Source organism: Streptomyces sp. NPDC127038, assembly GCF_042725875.1.
GTDB lineage: Bacteria > Actinomycetota > Actinomycetes > Streptomycetales > Streptomycetaceae > Streptomyces.
Genome location: NZ_JBHXDQ010000013.1, coordinates 106126 through 123419, shown reverse-complemented (window position 1 = coordinate 123419; position 17294 = coordinate 106126). Strand labels below are relative to the sequence as shown.

Sequence of the window (17294 nt, the reverse complement as noted above, 5' to 3'; positions counted from 1 at the left end):
GGACGGCAGCGAGCCCCCACCCGTGCCGGGTGGGGGCTCGCTCATGACCGGGGGTCGGTCAGAGGGTGTCGGGCGGGGGTGTCGGAGCGCCCGGGAGCCGTACGGCCGCGATCGTGCCGCCGCCCTCCGCGGGACTCAGCGTCACCTCGCCGCCGCACTGCTGGACCGTGCGGGCCACGATGGACAGGCCGAGGCCCGAGCCGGGCAGGGCCCGCGCGTCCGGGGAACGCCAGAAGCGGTCGAAGACGTGGGGGAGTTCGTCGACGGGGATGCCGGGGCCGTGGTCGCGCACGGTCAGCTCGCCGTCCTTGAGCCGGACGTCGACCGCACCGCCCGGGGGGCTGAACTTCACCGCGTTGTCGAGGATGTTCACGATGGCCCGCTCCAGCGCGGAGGGCTCCGCCCGGACGAACCAGGGTTCCAGACCGGAGGTGATCGTCAGCTCCGGGCCGCGCAGCCGGGCCCTGCGCAGGGCCGCTTCCACGGTGTCCTGGAGCGCCACGACCTCCACCCGGTCGGCGGTGTGCCCGGCGTCCGACCGCGACAGCGTCTGGAGGTCGCCGATCAGTGCCGCCAGCTCGGTCATCTGGGCCTTCACCGAGGCGAGCAGCGCCTTGCGGTCCGCCGGGGGGATCGGACGGCCGATCTCCTCGCTCCGGGTGAGGAGTTCGATGTTCGTGCGCAGGGAGGTGAGCGGCGTGCGGAGCTCGTGGCCGGCGTCGGCGATCAGCTGCTGCTGCAGCTCGCGCGAGCTCGCCAGGGAGGCGGTCATCGAGTTGAAGGAGCGGGAGAGGCGGGCGATCTCGTCGTCGCTGTCCTCGTCCACGGGGATGCGGATGGTCAGGTCCTCGGTGCGGGCGACGTGTTCCACGGCGTCGGTGAGCTTGTCCACAGGACGAAGCCCGGCCCGCGCGACCCAGAGCCCGGCCGCACCGGCGCCAACGACTCCGATGCCGCCGACGAGCAGGAGGACGAGGGCGAGGTCGTTGAGGGTCTTCTGGGTGTCCTGAAGCGACACGCCGACTGTGAGCGCCACGTCCGGGTAGAGCTGGGCGCCGGGGCCGAACCCCATCACAAGGGGTGAGGTCAGGACCCGTACGTCGTTGCCATGGGAATCAGTGGTGTTGTGGAACGTCGGCGTGCTCTGATCGGGGTTCGCGGCGATACTCGCGTCCCGCGGCGTGGTCTTCACGACACCGGCGGAGTCGCTGAACACGCATGAAGCGCCGTTCGGCTTGACCACCTGCACGTAGTAGTCCCTGGGGCGCATGGCATCGGAGGATCCGGCCACGTTCTTCGGGCAGGACGCGAGCAACGCCGTGATCTGAGGCTCGGTCAACCTGAAATGTGCGTCACCAAGCTGAGCGTCGACCTGGTCGTACAACTTCCCCTGGACGATGAACCAGCACGTCACCGAGACCGCCGCCACCGCGAACGCCACCGCCGCCGCGACCAGCAGGGCCAGGCGGGAGCGCAGGGGCAGGGACCTGAAGCCGCGCATCACTCCGCGCCGCCGGACCGCAGCACGTACCCCACGCCCCGCACCGTGTGGACCAGGCGCGGTTCGCCGCCCGCCTCCGTCTTGCGGCGCAGGTACATGACGTAGACGTCGAGGGAGTTCGACGACGGCTCGAAGTCGAAGCCCCAGACGGCCTTCAGGATCTGTTCGCGGGTGAGGACCTGGCGCGGGTGGGCCAGGAACATCTCCAGCAGGGTGAACTCGGTGCGGGTGAGCTCCACCGGCCGCCCCGCACGGGTGACCTCGCGCGTCGACAGGTCCATGCGCAGGTCGCCGAAGGTCAGCGCGTCGTCCTCGACCACCGCGCCCGCGGAGGCCGCGTACGAGCTGCGCCGCAGCAACGCGCGGATACGGGCGAAGAGTTCGTCGAGCTCGAACGGCTTGACGAGGTAGTCGTCCGCCCCCGCGTCCAGCCCGGTGACCCGGTCGCCGACCGTGTCCCGGGCCGTCAGCATCAGGATCGGCGTGGTGGTGCCCGCGCCGCGCATCCGGCGGGCCGCGGTGAGGCCGTCCATCCGGGGCATCTGGATGTCGAGGACGACCAGGTCGGGCTGGTAGGCCGTCGCCTTCTCCAGGGCGTCCGCGCCGTCGACCGCGACCTCGGTGTCGTACCCCTCGAAGGCGAGGCTGCGCTTGAGTGCGTCGCGCACGGCCGGCTCGTCGTCGACGATCAGGATGCGCTGGGTGTCACGGTCGCCTTCGGCGGAGCTCATGGGTGTCGGGTTCCTCGGGTGGGATGGGCGTGATCGGGTGCTTTCAGCCTCGCACGTTCGCGGCTGCGCCGGTGGGGATCAGCCGCGTGCGGTACGGCGTCGGCCGGAGGTCCGGTGCTGCTTGGGCCGGGAGACGGCGGGCGCCAGTTCGGGGGCGCGCCCGGCGGGTGCGTGCAGCTCGCGGGCGACGGCCAGGGCGAGGCCGAGTCCGGCCGCGCCCGCGGCGGTCGTGGTGTGCGGTACGCGCTTGATCATCATGGCGACCTCCGGGGTCAGCTGTCGGAACCGCCGGCCCGCAGCGTTGCCAGGTCGGACTTGACGGTGTTGATCGGGATGGCGAAGCCGAGGCCCACGCTGCCCGCGCTCGACGAGGAGGACGAGGAGTCCGAAGCGGCGGAGTACATCGCGGAGTTGATGCCGACGATGTTGCCGTTCATGTCGATGAGGGCGCCGCCGGAGTTGCCCGGGTTGAGCGAGGCGTCGGTCTGGAGGGCCTTGTACGTCGTGGTGGAGGAGCCGGTGTCGCCGTTGAACTGCCGGCCGCCGAACTCGAACGGCCACTGGCCGTTGCCGCCGCCCTGTTGCTGCTGGCCCTGGCTCTCGTCGGTGGAGACGGTCACGTCACGGTCGAGGGCGGAGACGATGCCGCTGGTGACGGTGCCGGTCAGGCCCTCGGGGGAGCCGATCGCGACGACCTGGTCGCCGACCTGGACGCCGTCGGAGTTGCCGAGCGTCGCCGGCTTCAGACCGGACGGGGCGTTGTCCAGCTTGATCAGCGCCAGGTCCTTCTTGCTGTCGGTGCCGACGACCTTCGCGGTGTACGACTTGCCGTCGCTCAGCTGGACCTTGATCTCGGAGGCGCCCGAGACGACGTGGTTGTTGGTGATGATCTCCCCGCCGGTCGTGATGATCACGCCCGAGCCGGTGGACGAGCCCGCGTTCGAGGTCGCGCCGATCTCCACGATGCTCGGGCTGACCGCCTTGGCGACGCCCGCGACCGTGCCGCGCTGGCTGGTGGGCACCACGTTCGCGCTGGTGCTGCTGCTCGCGGCGACGGTGTCGTTGCCGGTCAGCTCCTGGAAGGCGTACGCCGTGCCGCCGCCGATCGCCGCGGCGACGATCGCCACCGCGGCGAGCAGCGCGAACGGGCCCTTGGCGCGCCGCCTGCCGGCCGGGGCCTGGGCGGGGGCGGAGGGCGGTCCGGCCTGGCCGGGGGCCACCGTCGCGAAGGCCGCGGTGGAGCCGGCCCGGTCGTCGGGGCCGGGCTCGGGGTAACCGGCGTAGGGACCGGCGGTGTGTCCGCCGCCCCCGCCGCTGCCGCCCTGGCCGGCACCCGGCCACACGGTCGTGCCGGGCTCGACGTGGACCGGCCCCGACGGGTCGTACGCCGGCGGCGGGGGCCACTCGGGGTTCACGGGGGAAGAGGGCTGCGACTGCTGCTCCGGGTACGCGGACCCGTGGTGGTCGCCCTGGGGGTACTCGCCGTTGCGGCGGAAGCTGTCGGTCATGAAAAAAGACTGTCCCCCGATCATGAGAGCTCCCTGAGTGGCCCCTGAGAAGCCCGACAGAACCTCGTATGCCCGATATAAAGACGCTTTCTGTGAACCGGCCCGGAGAACCCTGCGGACCTCATGAGAACGGCCTGTGAGCCGCGCCGCGGCGGCGACGCGGGTCCCGCCGCCGCGTATCCGGCAAGGGCGCCGCGCGGGCTTCCGTCCCGCTCCGGCGAACGGCGGGTTGCGCTCGGGTGATGTCCCGGAACGGCGGGGACGAACACTCTCCCGACCCCGGTGCGGGCCGTGTCCGGAGCGATCCGTGGGGCCTACGATTCCCGGGCCGGAGGGGGGCTCCGCGGTTACGCCCGATGTCGACGCGCGCTCGCCGTCGACCGTCGGGCCGGTGCGTCGTACGCCCTTCTCGGGCCTCTGACGAGCAGCAGCACGCACCCACACCAGGAGTCCTGAGTGATACCTGCCCTGCGCGACCGCTGGAGACGCCACGCCACGGCGTTGCCGACGGCCGCTCTCGCGCTGGCGCTGACCTGCGCCCTCGCGGCACAGCCCGCCTCCGCGGCCGGTGACCCGGCCGGACTGCCCGACGCGAGCGTCGCCCTGTCCACGGCGGCGCCCGCGCCGACCGCCTCCGACAAGGAGCTGCGCCACCGCGTCGTCGAGGCCGCCAGGACCCGGGCGACCGCGGACACGGCACCCAAGAAGACGCCGTTCATCATCGGCGGCACCGAGACGACGATCTCCTCCGCGCCGTGGATGGTCCAGCTCTCCTACTTCGACAGCGCGGCGGGGACCGGCTACTTCTGCGGCGGTACCCTCGTCGCCCCGAACAAGGTCCTGACGGCGGCCCACTGCGTCGCCGGTCTGGACTGGGCGGACAACGGCGCGGTCGTCGCCGGCGCCACCGGTCTGCTGGACAGCACCAACGGCACCGTCGCGGGCGTCTACCGCCAGTGGAACCACCCGCACTTCAACAGCTCGACCCTCCAGAACGACATCGCGGTCCTCACCCTGGACCGTCCGCTGGAGCAGCAGTGGGCCAAGCTGGTGTCCGCGGGCGACAGCGCCTCGTACAAGGCCGGCAACTCCGCGACCGTCTACGGCTGGGGTCTGACCTCGGGCGCCGCGGGCGCCGACCTGTCGGCGAACCTGCGCAAGGTCACCCTGCCGCTGGTCTCGGACGCGACCTGCAACAGCGCGATGAACTCGGTCCTCCACGAGGACGATTTCGTCGAGGGCTCGATGTTCTGCGCGGGCACGCCCGCGACCGGCACGGACCAGGGCACCAAGAGCCCCTGCAACGGTGACTCCGGCGGCCCGGTGATGTTCGGCGGAAAGATCATCGGCCTCGTCTCCTGGGGCGTCTCCGGCTGCACCGCCCAGGGCGCCTACCCGGTGTTCACCAAGGTGTCCTCGTACACCTGGGCGGCCCAGCCCCGTATCGACGACGCGGACCTGACCTTCGACGGCCGTGCCGACCTGCTGGAGCGCACGCCGTCCGGCGGGCTGTTCGAGCAGGACAGCAAGGGCACCTCGCTGTCCGCCCGCGCCTACCAGGGCAACAACTGGCAGAACGCGAGCTGGGTCCTCCAGGCCGATCTGGACCGGGACTTCTACCAGGACCTGATCATGCGGGACAAGGGTGACGGCAAGCTCTACCGCAGCTACATGAACCACGCCTCGGGCCAGTTCGAGTGGATGCAGATCAGCTCGGTGTGGGGCGGCTACAAGTCGTACGCCGTCCCCGGCGACCTGACCGGTGACGCCCGCCCCGACCTGGTCGCGGTGGACGCGGACGGTTCGGTCTACCTCTACCCGGGCAAGGGCACCGGCCAGTTCTACGGCCGCGTCAAGATCGTCGACAGGGCGTGGAAGAACGTCAGGATCTTCGGTCACGGCGACCTGTCAGGCGACGGCCGCGCCGACCTGCTGGTCCGCAACAGCTCCGGCGTCCTGTACCTCTACCGGGGCACGCAGGTCGAGAAGACCCCGTTCTCCGCGCGGGTCCAGGCGCGTACGGGCTGGAACTTCACCTCGTACGTGGCCAACGGCGACGTGACCGGTGACGGCATCGCCGACGTGATCACCCGTGACTCGGGCGGCACGCTCTGGCTCTACCCGGGCACCGGCAAGGCCTCCAGCAGCCTCTTCGGCACCCGCAAGAGCCTGGGCACCGGCTTCAACCAGTACAACCTGCTGTTCTAGGTCTCGCGGGACCTGGTGCGGCACGCGGTGCGGCGCACGGCACAGAGAGATCCCCGCGTCCCCTCAGGGGCGCGGGGATCTCCCTTGTCCGCAAGGTGAGGAGGGCGCGTGGGGCGGCGGTGCCGGGCGGGGGCTACGCGCAGCCGCAGGACTGGCGCACGACCAGGCGCGAGGGGAACAGCTTCAGCCGCTCGCGGCGGGAGCCGGGGACCCGCAGACCGTCGTCCAGGACGAGGTCGACGGCCGCGCGGGCCATCGCCGAGCGGTCCGATGCGATCGTTGTCAGAGGAGGGTCGGTCAGGGCCGCTTCCTTGACGTCGTCGAACCCCGCGACGGCCAGCTGCTGCGGCACGTCGATGCGCAGCTCGCGCGCCGCGCGCAGGACGCCGATCGCCTGGTCGTCGGTGGAGCAGAAGATGGCCGGCGGCCGGTGCGGTCCGGCGAGCAGTTCGAGGCCGACCTTGTAGGCGTCGTAGCGGTTGTACGGGGCCTCGAAGAGGCGTCCCTCGGTCGGCTTGCCCGCCTCCTGCATGGCGCGGCGCCAGCCCTCGACGTGGTCGGAGACGGGGTCGCCGACGGCGGGCGTCTCGGCCGTGCCGCCGAGACAGGCCACGTACTCGTAGCCGTGCTCCAGAAGGTGCCGGGTGGCGAGCTGGGCGCCCCCTATGTCGTCGGTGACCACGGCGACGTCGTCGATCGCCTCGGGGCGCTCGTGCAGCAGCACCACGCGGGCGTCCCAGGCGTCGATCTCGGCGGCCGCGTGGTCGTTCAGCGCGTGGCTGACCAGGATCAGCCCGGAGACCCGCATGCCGAGGAAGGCCCGCAGATAGTGGACCTCGCGCTCCGCGATGTAGTCGGAGTTGCCGACCAGGACCATCTTCCCGCGCTCGGCGGCGGCCTGTTCGACGGCGTGCGCCATCTCCCCGAAGAAGGGCTGGCGCGCGTCCGGCACGATCAGGCCTATGAGCTCCGTCCGCCGCGAGGCCATGGCCTGGGCGACCCGGTCGGGCCGGTACCCCAGCTCCTTGATCGCGGCGAGGACGCGCTCGCGCGTGGCCGGGGCGACCGGCCGGGGTCCGTTGTTGATGACATAACTGACGACGGCGGTGGAAGTACCCGCCAGCCGCGCCACATCATCCCTAGTCACCTTGGCCACGCGCGGAGTCTACGCGGATGGACCTACCTCTGGGCAGGGCGTACGGCAGCTTCCTGGGGCTGCGCGGCGGCCTGCGTGGGAGCGATCCCGTCCGTGTGCGCCGTCTCGTCCGCATCATCCGGCTTTGGCTGGGCCGCCTTGGCCTTGGCGGTGTCCGCGGCGCGCTCCACCTTCTCCGGGGTAACGAATCGGTAACCCACGTTCCGCACGGTTCCGATCAGCGACTCGTGCTCGGGGCCGAGCTTCGCGCGCAGCCGCCGTACGTGGACGTCGACCGTCCGGGTGCCGCCGAAGTAGTCGTAGCCCCAGACCTCCTGGAGCAGCTGGGCGCGCGTGAAGACGCGGCCCGGGTGCTGCGCGAGGTACTTCAGGAGCTCGAACTCCTTGAAGGTGAGGTCGAGGACCCGGCCCTTGAGCTTGGCGCTGTAGGTCGCCTCGTCGACCGAGAGGTCGCCGTTGCGGATCTCCATGGGGGAGTCGTCGTTGACGATCTGCTGGCGGCCCATCGCGAGTCTGAGGCGCGCCTCGACCTCGGCGGGACCCGCCGTGTCGAGCAGGACGTCGTCGATGCCCCAGTCGGCCGTGACGGCCGCGAGGCCGCCCTCGGTCACGACGAGGACGAGCGGACAGCCGGGTCCCGTGGAGCGCAGCAGCTGACACAGGCTGCGGACCTGCGGGAGGTCACGCCGTCCGTCGATGAGGATGACGTCGGCACCGGGGGTGTCGACGAGTGCCGGCCCTTCCGCCGGAGCCACGCGCACGTTGTGCAGCAGCAGGCCGAGAGCGGGAAGCACCTCCGTCGACGGCTGAAGGGCGTTGGTCAGGAGCAGAAGAGAACTCATCGTGACTCACCCGCTCGGGTCGTCCTGCCTTCGTGCACGGTTCGCTCGCCCATAACGTCTGGTTCCTCCTCGGTCCCTGCGAGGACGTTTGCGGCACTGCTCTGTACGTGCGGTTCCCGTGCGCCGGGGGAGCCGCCGCGCCCTCCCAAGAGCTGTACACCTGCGGTTTCCCGTTTCGTATACAACGCTTTTGAAAGCACAAAAGGACCCGGGGGCTACTCTGCCCGAGTCCTCATGCCCAGCAGAATAGCCCACATGAGCCCTGGTACGGCAGGTCACGTGACGCGATCCTCCAAGAGTCCACGCCTTGAGACGGCGCCGGACGCCCCTGTGCGGACGTTTCTGCGTACCGCCGACGGGGTGACGATCGAGGCGGCCCACGACCCCGGAACGGAGTCGTCCGGTGACCTTGCGTTCATCGTCGCACACGGATTCACCGGCGATCTGGACCGTCCGGCCGTCCGCCGCACGGCCGCCGTCCTCGCCCGCCGCGGGGCGGTGGTCACCTTCTCCTTCCGCGGCCACGGCCGCTCGGGCGGCCGCTCCACGGTCGGTGACCGCGAGGTCCTCGATCTGGCGGCCGCGGTCGCCTGGGCGCGGGAACTCGGGCACACCCGGATCGTGACCGTCGGTTTCTCGATGGGCGGCTCCGTGGTGCTGCGGCACGCGGCGCTGTACGGGAAGAAGGAGCGGGGACCCCTCCCGGGTGAACCGGTGTCCGGCGGGGAGCGCGAGGAGCGCGCGCGGGCGCGTACGGACGCGGTGGTCTCGGTGAGCGCGCCGGCCCGCTGGTACTACCGGGGTACGGCCCCGATGCGGCGGGTGCACTGGCTGGTGACCCGTCCTGGCGGCCGGATCGTGAGCCGGGTCGGGCTGCGGACCCGTATCCACCCCCGTGACTGGGACCCGGTGCCGGCGTCCCCGGTCGAGTGCGTCCCGGACATCACGCCGACACCGCTCCTCGTCGTCCACGGCGACCGCGACGGCTATTTCCCGCTCGACCACCCGCGCATGCTGGCCGAGGCCTCCGGCGGCCACGCCGAGCTGTGGCTGGAGCACGGCATGGGCCACGCCGAGAACGCCGCCACCGACGCCCTCCTCACCCGCATCGGGGACTGGGCCGCCACCCACCCGGGCTAGCCTGGCCCGGTTCACGCAAACAGGTGCGCGGACACCACACACCAGCACACACAGATCTCCGATTGAGGAACGAGATGGCAAAGGGCACGGTGCGTTACTGGGCCGCCGCCAAGGCCGCTGCAGGCGTCGGCGACGAGCCGTACGACGCCGGCACGCTCGCCGAGGCACTCGACGCGGCACGTGAACGACACCCCGGCGAATTCGTCCGCGTCCTGCGGCGATGCTCGTTCCTGATCGACGGTGATCCCGTGGGGACCCGCGGGCATGAGACGGTACGGCTGGCCGAGGGCGGCACGGTCGAGGTGCTCCCGCCGTTCGCAGGAGGGTGAGCGAGACGATGAGCAACCAGCCGTACGAGGGTCGCCGCGAGGCGTACGACCCGTATCAGCAGCCGCAGGCGCACCAGGAGCCCCCGCAGGGGGCCGACTGGCCGCCGCAGCAGCACACCCAGCAGTGGGAGGGCCGGACCTGGGAGACGCAGGCGCAGGCGCCGGTCCAGGAGGCCGACCCCTCGTATCTGCCTCCCCAGGGCTACCAGACCTACAGCGAGCCCCAGGGCTACGGCGGCGCCGTCGGAGCGGCCCTGCCGCCCGAGGCCCCGGCGGGAGCCTGGAACCCGGCTCCGGGCGCCGGGAGCCCGGCGCGTGACGGCGGCACCCTGCCCGAGGGCGCGGACGGGGCCGACGTCGCCTACGGGCCCGCCACGGTCACCGGCCAGAGCCGCCTCACCGACGCGCAGCGCGCCCGGGCCGAGGGGCGCTCGCCGATCATCGAGCCCGGCATCCAGCCGGCCGCGCTGACGGCGCTGCTCGCGCTGCTCCTCTCCGGGACGGCGGCGATCGGCCAGTACGCCCTCGTCGTCCCGCTCGTCCTGCTCCAGGCCGTCACCGCGGCGGGCTGGTTCCGGCTCAACGGGATGTGGCCCGCCCGGCAGGGCATCGCGCTGGCGTTCCTGGGCGCGGTGACCTCCGACGTGGCGCTGCTCGTGGCCGGCCGGGAGAACGCGCCCGCCGCGATCCTCGGCACCCTCGGCGTGTGGGTCCTGCTGACCCTCGTGCTCCAGCTGCGCAGCCACGCCGACCCGGACACCCGGATGTACGGCCTGATGGCGACCGTCGTCTCCGCGGCACTGGCGATCATCGCGACCGGGCATCTGGCGGCCGAGCCGGACGCCGTCACGGTGGGCACGGCCGCGGTCGCCGCGGCGATCCTGGTCCGCGCGCTGCCGCTGCCCACGGCGGCCTCGGTGGCCGTGGCGCTGCTCGCCGCCGCCGGTGCCGGCCTCGCGGTCGGCGGGATGACGGACCTGGGCACGCAGGGCGCCCTCCTCGGGCTCGGCGCGGGTGTCTGCGCGCTGATCGGGCACCGGGTGGCGAGCTACGACTACCCGTCCCGCTTCGTCCACTTCACCGCGGGCGTGGCGCTGCCGCTGGCCGCCGCCGCTCCCGCGGTCTACCTGCTGGGCCGCGCGCTGGGCTGACCTGCGGGTCCCGGCGCCCTGACCGGTCCTTCCGGCCGCAACGAATCGTCACAGCTGATCGACAACTCCCTTGAAGGGCCCCCGAATCGGGGGCCCTTCGGGGTTAGGCTCGCCTTCGGTGGCCACTCGGCCGTCCAGACGGGGCCGTCCCACGTGAGGGAACAACGAGCATGCGCGCACTGCGAATATCCCTGATCCTGCTGGTGGTTCTCGGCGGACTGTTCGTGCTCGCCGACCGGGTGGCGGTCGGGTTCGCGGAGGACGAGGCGGCGGGCCGGATCAAGAGCACCGAGGGCCTCGCCTCCACCCCCGACGTGTCGATCGGGGGCTTCCCGTTCCTCACCCAGGTCGTCGCCGGGGAGTTCGACGACGTGAAGATCGGCATCAAGGACTACGAGGCACCGACGGGCGGCACCGGCTCCTCGGCCGCCACCATCCGCATCGACGACCTCACCGCCGAGATGCACGGCGTCGCCTTCAGCGGCGACTACAGCTCGGCCACCGCGGGCAGTGCCACCGGCACCGCGTCGATCTCGTACGCCGAGCTGCTCAAGGCCGCCAGGTCCGGTCCCACGGAGGTGGCGCCCGGGGTCAAGGCCCAGGTCATCGGCCTTTCCGACGGCGGCAACTGCAAGATCAAGGTCACCGTCTCCGGGACCGTCCTCGGCGCGAAGCTGCCCGAGCCGGTGTCGGTGCTCAGTTCCGTGACCGTCTCCGGCGACACCGTGCGGGTGCACGCGGATTCCCTGCCCAAGCTGGGCGTCCAGCTCGCCGAGGGCCGGATCCGCTCGATCACCGACTTCCAGCAGAAGATCGAGAAGCTGCCGGGCGGTGTCCGGCTGGACAAGGTCCAGGCGGCTCCCGGCGGCGTCGAGATCTCGGTGAAGGGTTCGGACGTCCGGCTGGTCGGGTAGGCGGGTGAGCGGGCCGGTACGCAGGCCTCGGTTCGCGGGCCTGGGGTTCGCGGGCCTCGGTTCGCGGGCGCCTCGGCCTCGGGTGTCCGGGCGGACGCACCCGGCCGGAGAGCGGCTCCGGGGCGATGGTCCGGGGCGGCGGGCAGGCCCTGCCAGGGGCGACTGTCCGAAAGGCGAGACGGCCCTGTCCGTACCGCAGATGGGCCGCGGGGATCGGTGCCCGGCTCCGGGCCCGGAATCCGTGCGGGGACAGCTTTCGCACCCCTCTGATATCACCATGCGGACGATCGCGTCTCATCATGCGACACGCCGGTGACATGCCCGCCTGTCCGTCCCTACGATCGGACCCATGAAGCGACAGGCGGATCTCACGAAGCGGCGGGCAGTAGACCTGTGCCGCGTCGCCGCCATGCTCTGTCGCACCTTCTGAGCGGAAGCGTTCCCGCCTTCCGCGAGCCGGGCCCCTGGACCTCTCTTGTCCGGGCCACGATTGCGCCGCGCAAGGCCTCACCGGCCCGCACCGCACCGCGCACCTCTCCACACCGCACCACCCCGCCGCAACTGCCCCGGAGGAGAACGAGCATGAGCCGCAGCGACGTCCTGGTAGACGCCGATTGGGTCCAGGACCACCTGGACGACCCGAACGTGGCGGTCGTCGAGGTCGACGAGGACACGTCGGCGTACGAGAAGAACCACATCAAGAACGCCATCCGGATCGACTGGACCAAGGACCTCCAGGACCCGGTCCGCCGTGACTTCATCGACCAGGAGGGCTTCGAGAAGCTCCTCTCGTCGAAGGGCATCGCCAACGACACGCTGGTCGTCCTCTACGGCGGCAACAACAACTGGTTCGCGTCCTACGCCTACTGGTACTTCAAGCTCTACGGCCACGAGAACGTGAAGCTGCTCGACGGCGGCCGCAAGAAGTGGGAGCTCGACTCCCGCGACCTGGTCGACGGCTCGCAGATCCCCGAGCGCGCGGCCACCGCGTACAAGGCCAAGGCCCAGGACACCTCCATCCGCGCCTTCCGCGACGACGTCGTCGCCGCGATCGGTTCGCAGAACCTGGTCGACGTCCGGTCGCCCGACGAGTTCAGCGGCAAGCTGCTCGCCCCGGCGCACCTGCCGCAGGAGCAGTCGCAGCGTCCGGGCCACGTCCCGAGCGCCCGCAACATCCCGTGGTCCAAGAACGCCAACGACGACGGCACGTTCAAGTCGGACGACGAGCTCAAGGAGCTCTACGCCGCCGAGCAGGTCGACCTCGCCAAGGACACGATCGCGTACTGCCGCATCGGTGAGCGTTCCGCGCTCACCTGGTTCGTGCTGCACGAGCTCCTCGGTGTGCAGAACGTCAAGAACTACGACGGCTCCTGGACCGAGTACGGCTCCCTGGTCGGCGTGCCGATCGAGCTCGGCGCCAACAAGTAACCCCCAAGGCCTGAAGGACGGAATCGAAATATGTGTGGAGCGAAGGCCGGCGGCCCCGACGCCTCGACGATCAAGCCCGGTGAGACCACGATCCAGGGTCAGGTGACCCGCGACGGCGAGCCGGTGACGGGCTACGTCCGTCTGCTGGACTCGACCGGCGAGTTCACGGCGGAGGTCCCCACCTCCGCGACGGGCCAGTTCCGCTTCTACGCGGCCGAGGGCACCTGGACCGTCCGCGCGCTGGTCCCCGGTGGCACCGCCGACCGCACGGTCGTCGCCCAGACCGGTGGCCTCGCCGAGGTCGCGATCGCCGTCTGAACGGCGGACCGCCGTCCCTGACGGCGGTCGACGGAACGGCCGAAGGGCCGCACCCCCGGGGGTTGGACGCTTACCGGATCGGGGTGCGGCCCTTCGGCTCGCCCGCACCGCCGTCGGCACTGCGCCGGACGGGTTGTCCGGGCCTACGCTGGTGGTATGTACGCGCGCAGGCGGCATCTGTATTTCGCCATGATGGGGACGTGCATCGTGCTGTTCGTCCTCGCGTGGGCGGTCGTACGGCTCTGGTCGGTTCCCGCGGCCGTCGCCATGTGCGTGGTCGCCATGCTGATCCCGCCGGTCGCCGCGATGGTGGCCAACCGCCGGGGGCCCGAGGACCGCTGGTGGGACGACCCTTCCGGGGACCCGAAGTCCGACGAGTGGTGGGACGAGCTGGACGGCAAGAAACGGCGGCAGCCGTGAACCGGCGGCAGCGGTAGGAGCGGAAAAGGCGTCTATGTCGCGTACGAGGTTGTCCACCGTGGTGCTCGACGCGCCCGACGCCCACGAACTCGCCGGCTTCTACCAGAGGCTGCTCGGGTACGAGGTGCGCGCCGAGGAACCCGACTGGGTGCTCATCGGCCCACCGTTCGGCGGGATCGCGCTCGCCTTCGAGACGGAGCCGCTCTACACACCGCCCGTGTGGCCGGCCGGTCCGGGCGACCAGCGGATGATGCTCCATCTGGACATCGAGGTCGACAATCTGGCCGAGGAGACGGCCTACGCCGTCGAGCAGGGCGCCCGGCTCGCCGAGAACCAGCCCCAGGACGACGTACGGGTGCTGTTCGACCCTGCGGGCCACCCCTTCTGCCTCTGGGTGGACACCCGCACCCGGCGCAGACGAGGTCAGTAGACCAGCGCCTGCGTCCCGTCCGTCATCGCCTCCTGCACGAACACCTGCGCCCCCGCGATCCGTACGCCCTTGAGGACGTCCTTCTCGGTGATGTCCCGCCGGGCCGCGCACTGGGTGCACAGGGTGACGCTCCCGGCCGCCAGGACCGAGTCGATCAGATCGGGCAGCGGTGCCGCGTGCGGCAGCTCGAACTCGGCGGCGCGGCCCGGCAGGGCGAACCAGGAGGACTCACCGGTCAGCCAGAGGGAGACCTCCACCCCGCTGGCCACGGCCACCGCGGCGACGGTGAACGCCTGTGAGCAGCGCTCCGGGGCGTCGGCCCCCGCCGTCACCTTGATCACGAGCTTGTTCGCCATGGCCGTCATGGTAGTCCGAATCGTGATCAACGTCCGGACAACCCCGTGTGTAGGCCATGGGTCTCCTGTGCGCGGATACGGAATCCGTGCTTCACCATCTGTGGGGGGACGTCTTGGTAGGACCCGAAGGATCCGAAAAACCGGAAAGACCGAGCGTGTCCGACGACACGGCGATTGTCGGCCCCGGTACGACGGCGGACGCGCCGTCAGAAACCGTGCCCCGTAGGCGCGGTCGTACGACCCTGCTCATCGCCACGGCCGCCGTGCTCGGCCTCGTCGCCGGCACCTGCACCGGATTCCTGGTCCAGGCCCGTCGCGCGCCCACGAAGCTGCCCTCGCTGTCGCAGCCGGTGGTGGCCCTGGCCAAGGGCCCCGGTCCCGAACCGCTGTCCGCCGCCCAGGACCACCGGGTGAAGACGGACGGCGACCTGCGCAAACTCCTGATCGCCCGCCCGAAGGGCACGAAGGCGCCGGACTGGGCGCCGGAGAACGACGGCTGGCTGACGCTGGCGGCCTACGCGGACTCGCTGCGGAACGCGGACCATGAGTTTCCGAGCCTGATCAAGTCGGAGTTCCGCCGGGCGGCCGGGGTGAGCTGGACCGAGAGCAGCACCTCCAGTGTCCAGGTCCGGCTGGTGCAGTACCGCCAGGAGGAGTACCTCGGCGCCGCGGGCCGTGCGGGCAGGTGGGACGTGCGGGGAACGCGGAGCTGGCCCGTCCCCGGTGCGGGCGACGGCATGGTCTACCTCTTCGGACCGGAGCGGAAGGCCGGCTATCTGCCGTTCTACAAGGCGCAGGCGGCGGCCTCGCGCGGCGACATCGCCATGGAGATCTGGATCTACGACTCCAAGCCGATCCCGAAGTCGAAGATCATGGACCTGGCCAAGCGGCAGTTGGAGCGGCTGTGAACGAGCGAACCGCGAACCCCGAGGGCGTGGAGCCGACGGAGCCCGTCGAGCCCGCTCCCGTGCCGGCCGGGTCCGACCCGGCCGCCGTGCCCGTACCCGGCAGGAAGCGCGTGCGCCGGGGCCGTGTCGCCGCGGTGGCCGGTGCCGTGGTGCTCGTCGGCGCCGTCGTCGCGGGCACCTCGTACACCGTCGTGACCGTGCGGAACGCCGACCGTGACGCGGGCGCGCCGTCGTGGAAGTTCCCGAAGGCCGCCGGCGAGCACGTCGAGAAGCCGAAACCGGCATCGCCGCTCGCCGCCCTGCTCGTTCCGTACGACGACGCACACCTGCACCGCGGCCCGGACATCGCCGGGTTCGGCGCCGATGCCGCGTTGAACGGCGGAGCGGCCACGGCCCTGACCAAGCAGTCGCTCCGCGGTCTGCCGCGTTCCCAGCGGCGGGAGATGGAGAAGCGCATCGACAAGCAGCACATCAAGGGCATCGCCATGCGCAGCTACCTCAACGCGGGTTCCACGATCGGCGACGCCGCCACCTACACCGCCGAGATCGAGCTGTCCCGGATCGAGGACAGGCAGGCCGTACGGAACATGTCCACGCTCCAGAACGAGTTCTTCGACGCCCTCGAGGTCTTCCGTTCCGGCCCGAGGATCGAGGGCCACAAGAACGCCAGGTGCTTCCTGCCGCCCACCGACAAGAAGGAGAAGCTCGACATGATGTTCTGCTCGGGCTACCAGGGTGATGTGCTGGTCAGCGCCACCGCCTTCGCGGCCAAGCCGCTGGACACCAAGAGCGTCGCGCGGCTCTTCCGCGAGCAGCTCGACCGCATCCAGGAACCGGGAGAAGCGGTATGACCGAGCAGACGACATCGGTCGAGGAAGCCGGGCCGGAATCCGGTCCGCACACGGACGTACCCCGGTCGGCCGAACCGGCGCTCGTGGTGCCTCCGTTGCCCGAGGGCCCGCCCGCCGCGGTCCCGGCGGAGGTCCAGGCGCCCGTGGTCAAGGTCAGGAAGGACCGCCGGGTGCTGCGGGCCGTCCTGCGCTGGACCGCCGCCGCCGTGGTCTTCGCGGCCGTCGGCTCGGCGGCCGCGTACGGCATCACCGGCATGGAGCGCACCGACGTACCCGGTCTGGCGACGCGGACCGACGGACGCTGGGACTACCCGACGATCGTCAGGCCGCCGCTGCCGTCCGGCAGCCCGGGGCCGTTCGCCGAGTCCAACAAGGCCGGCGCCCACTACGCCGACCTGCGCGAACTGCTGCTCCCGGCCCCCAAGGGCGCCGAGGCCGACGCGTCCCTGCGCGGCGAGGACGGCTGGCTGGACCGGAAGACCTTCCTGACGCAGTACGGGAAGACGGACCGGGAGACCGTGGACCAGGCACTGACCGACTACGGTCTGCGGCACGTCGCCGCGCGCGGCTGGACCGCCCCCGACGGCACCCGGACCCGGATCTACCTGCTCCAGTTCGGTACCGCCACCGCCGCCTACGAGCTCGTCACCGGCGAACTGGCGAACTACGACTCACCGGCCTACGCGCTGCGGGGTGCCGCCCTGACCGAACGGGACGAGCAGTTTCCCGACAAGGTGTCGGTCGACGAAGTAGTCCGCTACGCGTACACGGAGAGCAAGCCGTACGGCGCCGAGCAGGCCCGGGAGGCCTTCCTGCTGGCCGGGGACACGGTCGCCCTCGTCGTGCAGTCCCGCAAGGGCGCCGCGCCGGAGATCCCCTTCCAGCAGACGGTCGTCCTCCAGAGCCAGTTGCTCGGCTGACGCGGCCGGGCCCGCGAGGCCCACCTGGAAGAGAGGGCCGGGCCCCGGCCGCGTAAGCTGGGGCCCGGCCTTTGTGTACCTCCCCAGTCCCGGCCGCGCCGGGCGGGGACCCGTTCCGCTCACCGAGGAGCACCCCGTGGAGATCTTCTTCGAAACCCTGCTGGTCCTGGTCTGCGTCGGCGT

At 71.4% G+C, this 17294-nt stretch carries 20 protein-coding genes; 13 read left to right on the top strand and 7 right to left on the bottom strand.

Features of this window, described 5'->3' with window-relative positions; genetic code table 11:
* Positions 1–58: 58 nt before the first annotated feature.
* From ACFWI4_RS13150 to ACFWI4_RS13135, 4 genes are all read right to left on the bottom strand, one after another.
* The gene (locus tag ACFWI4_RS13150) at positions 59–1501 is read right to left on the bottom strand and encodes an ATP-binding protein (protein ID WP_387194622.1); all 1443 of its coding nucleotides are present in this window, start codon (positions 1499–1501) and stop codon (positions 59–61) included.
* Entirely contained in the window at positions 1501–2232 is a 732-nt protein-coding gene (locus ACFWI4_RS13145; protein ID WP_037622391.1) for a response regulator transcription factor, read from the bottom strand. Before ACFWI4_RS13145 ends, ACFWI4_RS13150 begins: the two co-directional genes overlap by 1 nt.
* 78 nt (positions 2233–2310) lie before the next feature.
* Positions 2311–2490, bottom strand: a complete 180-nt coding sequence (locus ACFWI4_RS13140; RefSeq protein WP_387194619.1) for a hypothetical protein — start codon at positions 2488–2490, stop codon at positions 2311–2313.
* Between the two features lie 14 nt (positions 2491–2504).
* Positions 2505–3740: a S1C family serine protease gene (locus ACFWI4_RS13135; RefSeq protein WP_387194616.1), complete on the bottom strand. Its 1236-nt coding sequence runs from the start codon at positions 3738–3740 to the stop codon at positions 2505–2507.
* Between the two features lie 456 nt (positions 3741–4196).
* Here ACFWI4_RS13135 and ACFWI4_RS13130 point away from each other — a divergent pair, with 456 nt between their 5' ends.
* Positions 4197–5948: a trypsin-like serine protease gene (locus tag ACFWI4_RS13130; protein ID WP_387194613.1), complete on the top strand. Its 1752-nt coding sequence runs from the start codon at positions 4197–4199 to the stop codon at positions 5946–5948.
* Positions 5949–6081: 133 nt separating this feature from the next.
* Here ACFWI4_RS13130 and ACFWI4_RS13125 read toward each other — a convergent pair whose 3' ends face one another.
* Both ACFWI4_RS13125 and ACFWI4_RS13120 read right to left on the bottom strand, forming a co-directional pair.
* A complete protein-coding gene (locus ACFWI4_RS13125; protein ID WP_387194610.1) occupies positions 6082–7104 on the bottom strand; it encodes a LacI family DNA-binding transcriptional regulator in 1023 nt (340 codons plus the stop codon).
* Between the two features lie 23 nt (positions 7105–7127).
* A complete protein-coding gene (locus tag ACFWI4_RS13120) occupies positions 7128–7946 on the bottom strand; it encodes a response regulator transcription factor (RefSeq protein ID WP_387194607.1) in 819 nt (272 codons plus the stop codon).
* A 255-nt stretch (positions 7947–8201) separates the two neighbouring features.
* On the opposite strand from ACFWI4_RS13120, the gene ACFWI4_RS13115 reads away from it, so the two are divergent.
* From ACFWI4_RS13115 to ACFWI4_RS13075, 9 genes are all read left to right on the top strand, one after another.
* A complete protein-coding gene (locus tag ACFWI4_RS13115) occupies positions 8202–9086 on the top strand; it encodes an alpha/beta hydrolase (protein WP_387194604.1) in 885 nt (294 codons plus the stop codon).
* Between the two features lie 74 nt (positions 9087–9160).
* The gene (locus tag ACFWI4_RS13110; RefSeq protein WP_037622382.1) at positions 9161–9415 is read left to right on the top strand and encodes a MoaD/ThiS family protein; all 255 of its coding nucleotides are present in this window, start codon (positions 9161–9163) and stop codon (positions 9413–9415) included.
* 8 nt (positions 9416–9423) lie between these two features.
* Positions 9424–10566 carry a hypothetical protein gene (locus ACFWI4_RS13105; RefSeq protein WP_387194600.1) on the top strand — a complete coding sequence of 381 codons (1143 nt, stop codon included), beginning with the start codon at positions 9424–9426 and terminating at the stop codon, positions 10564–10566.
* A 170-nt stretch (positions 10567–10736) separates the two neighbouring features.
* Positions 10737–11480, top strand: coding sequence for a DUF2993 domain-containing protein (locus ACFWI4_RS13100; RefSeq protein WP_387194597.1), 744 nt, complete (start codon positions 10737–10739; stop codon positions 11478–11480).
* A gap of 349 nt (positions 11481–11829) precedes the next feature.
* Positions 11830–11910 carry a putative leader peptide gene (locus ACFWI4_RS13095; RefSeq protein ID WP_350310325.1) on the top strand — a complete coding sequence of 27 codons (81 nt, stop codon included), beginning with the start codon at positions 11830–11832 and terminating at the stop codon, positions 11908–11910.
* A gap of 152 nt (positions 11911–12062) precedes the next feature.
* On the top strand, positions 12063–12908 hold the full coding sequence (locus ACFWI4_RS13090) for a sulfurtransferase (protein ID WP_385399622.1): 846 nt from the start codon (positions 12063–12065) through the stop codon (positions 12906–12908).
* Positions 12909–12938: 30 nt separating this feature from the next.
* Positions 12939–13226, top strand: a complete 288-nt coding sequence (locus tag ACFWI4_RS13085; protein ID WP_054232391.1) for a DUF1416 domain-containing protein — start codon at positions 12939–12941, stop codon at positions 13224–13226.
* Between the two features lie 156 nt (positions 13227–13382).
* Positions 13383–13646, top strand: a complete 264-nt coding sequence (locus ACFWI4_RS13080; protein ID WP_385399620.1) for a DUF3099 domain-containing protein — start codon at positions 13383–13385, stop codon at positions 13644–13646.
* A gap of 34 nt (positions 13647–13680) precedes the next feature.
* Positions 13681–14076 (top strand): VOC family protein, encoded by a 396-nt coding sequence (locus ACFWI4_RS13075; protein WP_385399618.1) that lies wholly within the window; start codon positions 13681–13683, stop codon positions 14074–14076.
* Here the strand turns inward: ACFWI4_RS13075 and ACFWI4_RS13070 are convergent.
* Positions 14070–14432 carry a DsrE family protein gene (locus tag ACFWI4_RS13070; RefSeq protein ID WP_387194593.1) on the bottom strand — a complete coding sequence of 121 codons (363 nt, stop codon included), beginning with the start codon at positions 14430–14432 and terminating at the stop codon, positions 14070–14072. The two genes, ACFWI4_RS13075 and ACFWI4_RS13070, sit on opposite strands and share 7 nt — an antisense overlap.
* A 155-nt stretch (positions 14433–14587) precedes the next feature.
* On the opposite strand from ACFWI4_RS13070, the gene ACFWI4_RS13065 reads away from it, so the two are divergent.
* The 3 genes from ACFWI4_RS13065 to ACFWI4_RS13055 are packed head-to-tail and all read left to right on the top strand — an operon-like array spanning position 14588 to position 17111.
* Positions 14588–15340, top strand: coding sequence for a hypothetical protein (locus ACFWI4_RS13065; RefSeq protein WP_387194590.1), 753 nt, complete (start codon positions 14588–14590; stop codon positions 15338–15340).
* A complete protein-coding gene (locus ACFWI4_RS13060; RefSeq protein ID WP_387194587.1) occupies positions 15337–16191 on the top strand; it encodes a hypothetical protein in 855 nt (284 codons plus the stop codon). Before ACFWI4_RS13065 ends, ACFWI4_RS13060 begins: the two co-directional genes overlap by 4 nt.
* Positions 16188–17111 carry a hypothetical protein gene (locus ACFWI4_RS13055; protein ID WP_387194584.1) on the top strand — a complete coding sequence of 308 codons (924 nt, stop codon included), beginning with the start codon at positions 16188–16190 and terminating at the stop codon, positions 17109–17111. Before ACFWI4_RS13060 ends, ACFWI4_RS13055 begins: the two co-directional genes overlap by 4 nt.
* Positions 17112–17294: the final 183 nt, after the last annotated feature.

Coding starts and splice junctions, on each gene's coding strand:
- ACFWI4_RS13150 (WP_387194622.1), bottom strand. CDS start 1,501: ATGCGCGGCTTCAGGTCCCTGCCCCTGCGCTCCCGCCTGGCCCTGCTG.
- ACFWI4_RS13120 (WP_387194607.1), bottom strand. CDS start 7,946: ATGAGTTCTCTTCTGCTCCTGACCAACGCCCTTCAGCCGTCGACGGAG.
- ACFWI4_RS13095 (WP_350310325.1), top strand. CDS start 11,830: ATGAAGCGACAGGCGGATCTCACGAAGCGGCGGGCAGTAGACCTGTGC.
- ACFWI4_RS13075 (WP_385399618.1), top strand. CDS start 13,681: ATGTCGCGTACGAGGTTGTCCACCGTGGTGCTCGACGCGCCCGACGCC.
- ACFWI4_RS13100 (WP_387194597.1), top strand. CDS start 10,737: ATGCGCGCACTGCGAATATCCCTGATCCTGCTGGTGGTTCTCGGCGGA.
- ACFWI4_RS13135 (WP_387194616.1), bottom strand. CDS start 3,740: ATGACCGACAGCTTCCGCCGCAACGGCGAGTACCCCCAGGGCGACCAC.
- ACFWI4_RS13140 (WP_387194619.1), bottom strand. CDS start 2,490: ATGATGATCAAGCGCGTACCGCACACCACGACCGCCGCGGGCGCGGCC.
- ACFWI4_RS13110 (WP_037622382.1), top strand. CDS start 9,161: ATGGCAAAGGGCACGGTGCGTTACTGGGCCGCCGCCAAGGCCGCTGCA.
- ACFWI4_RS13080 (WP_385399620.1), top strand. CDS start 13,383: ATGTACGCGCGCAGGCGGCATCTGTATTTCGCCATGATGGGGACGTGC.
- ACFWI4_RS13090 (WP_385399622.1), top strand. CDS start 12,063: ATGAGCCGCAGCGACGTCCTGGTAGACGCCGATTGGGTCCAGGACCAC.
- ACFWI4_RS13085 (WP_054232391.1), top strand. CDS start 12,939: ATGTGTGGAGCGAAGGCCGGCGGCCCCGACGCCTCGACGATCAAGCCC.
- ACFWI4_RS13115 (WP_387194604.1), top strand. CDS start 8,202: ATGAGCCCTGGTACGGCAGGTCACGTGACGCGATCCTCCAAGAGTCCA.
- ACFWI4_RS13055 (WP_387194584.1), top strand. CDS start 16,188: ATGACCGAGCAGACGACATCGGTCGAGGAAGCCGGGCCGGAATCCGGT.
- ACFWI4_RS13105 (WP_387194600.1), top strand. CDS start 9,424: ATGAGCAACCAGCCGTACGAGGGTCGCCGCGAGGCGTACGACCCGTAT.
- ACFWI4_RS13145 (WP_037622391.1), bottom strand. CDS start 2,232: ATGAGCTCCGCCGAAGGCGACCGTGACACCCAGCGCATCCTGATCGTC.
- ACFWI4_RS13070 (WP_387194593.1), bottom strand. CDS start 14,432: ATGGCGAACAAGCTCGTGATCAAGGTGACGGCGGGGGCCGACGCCCCG.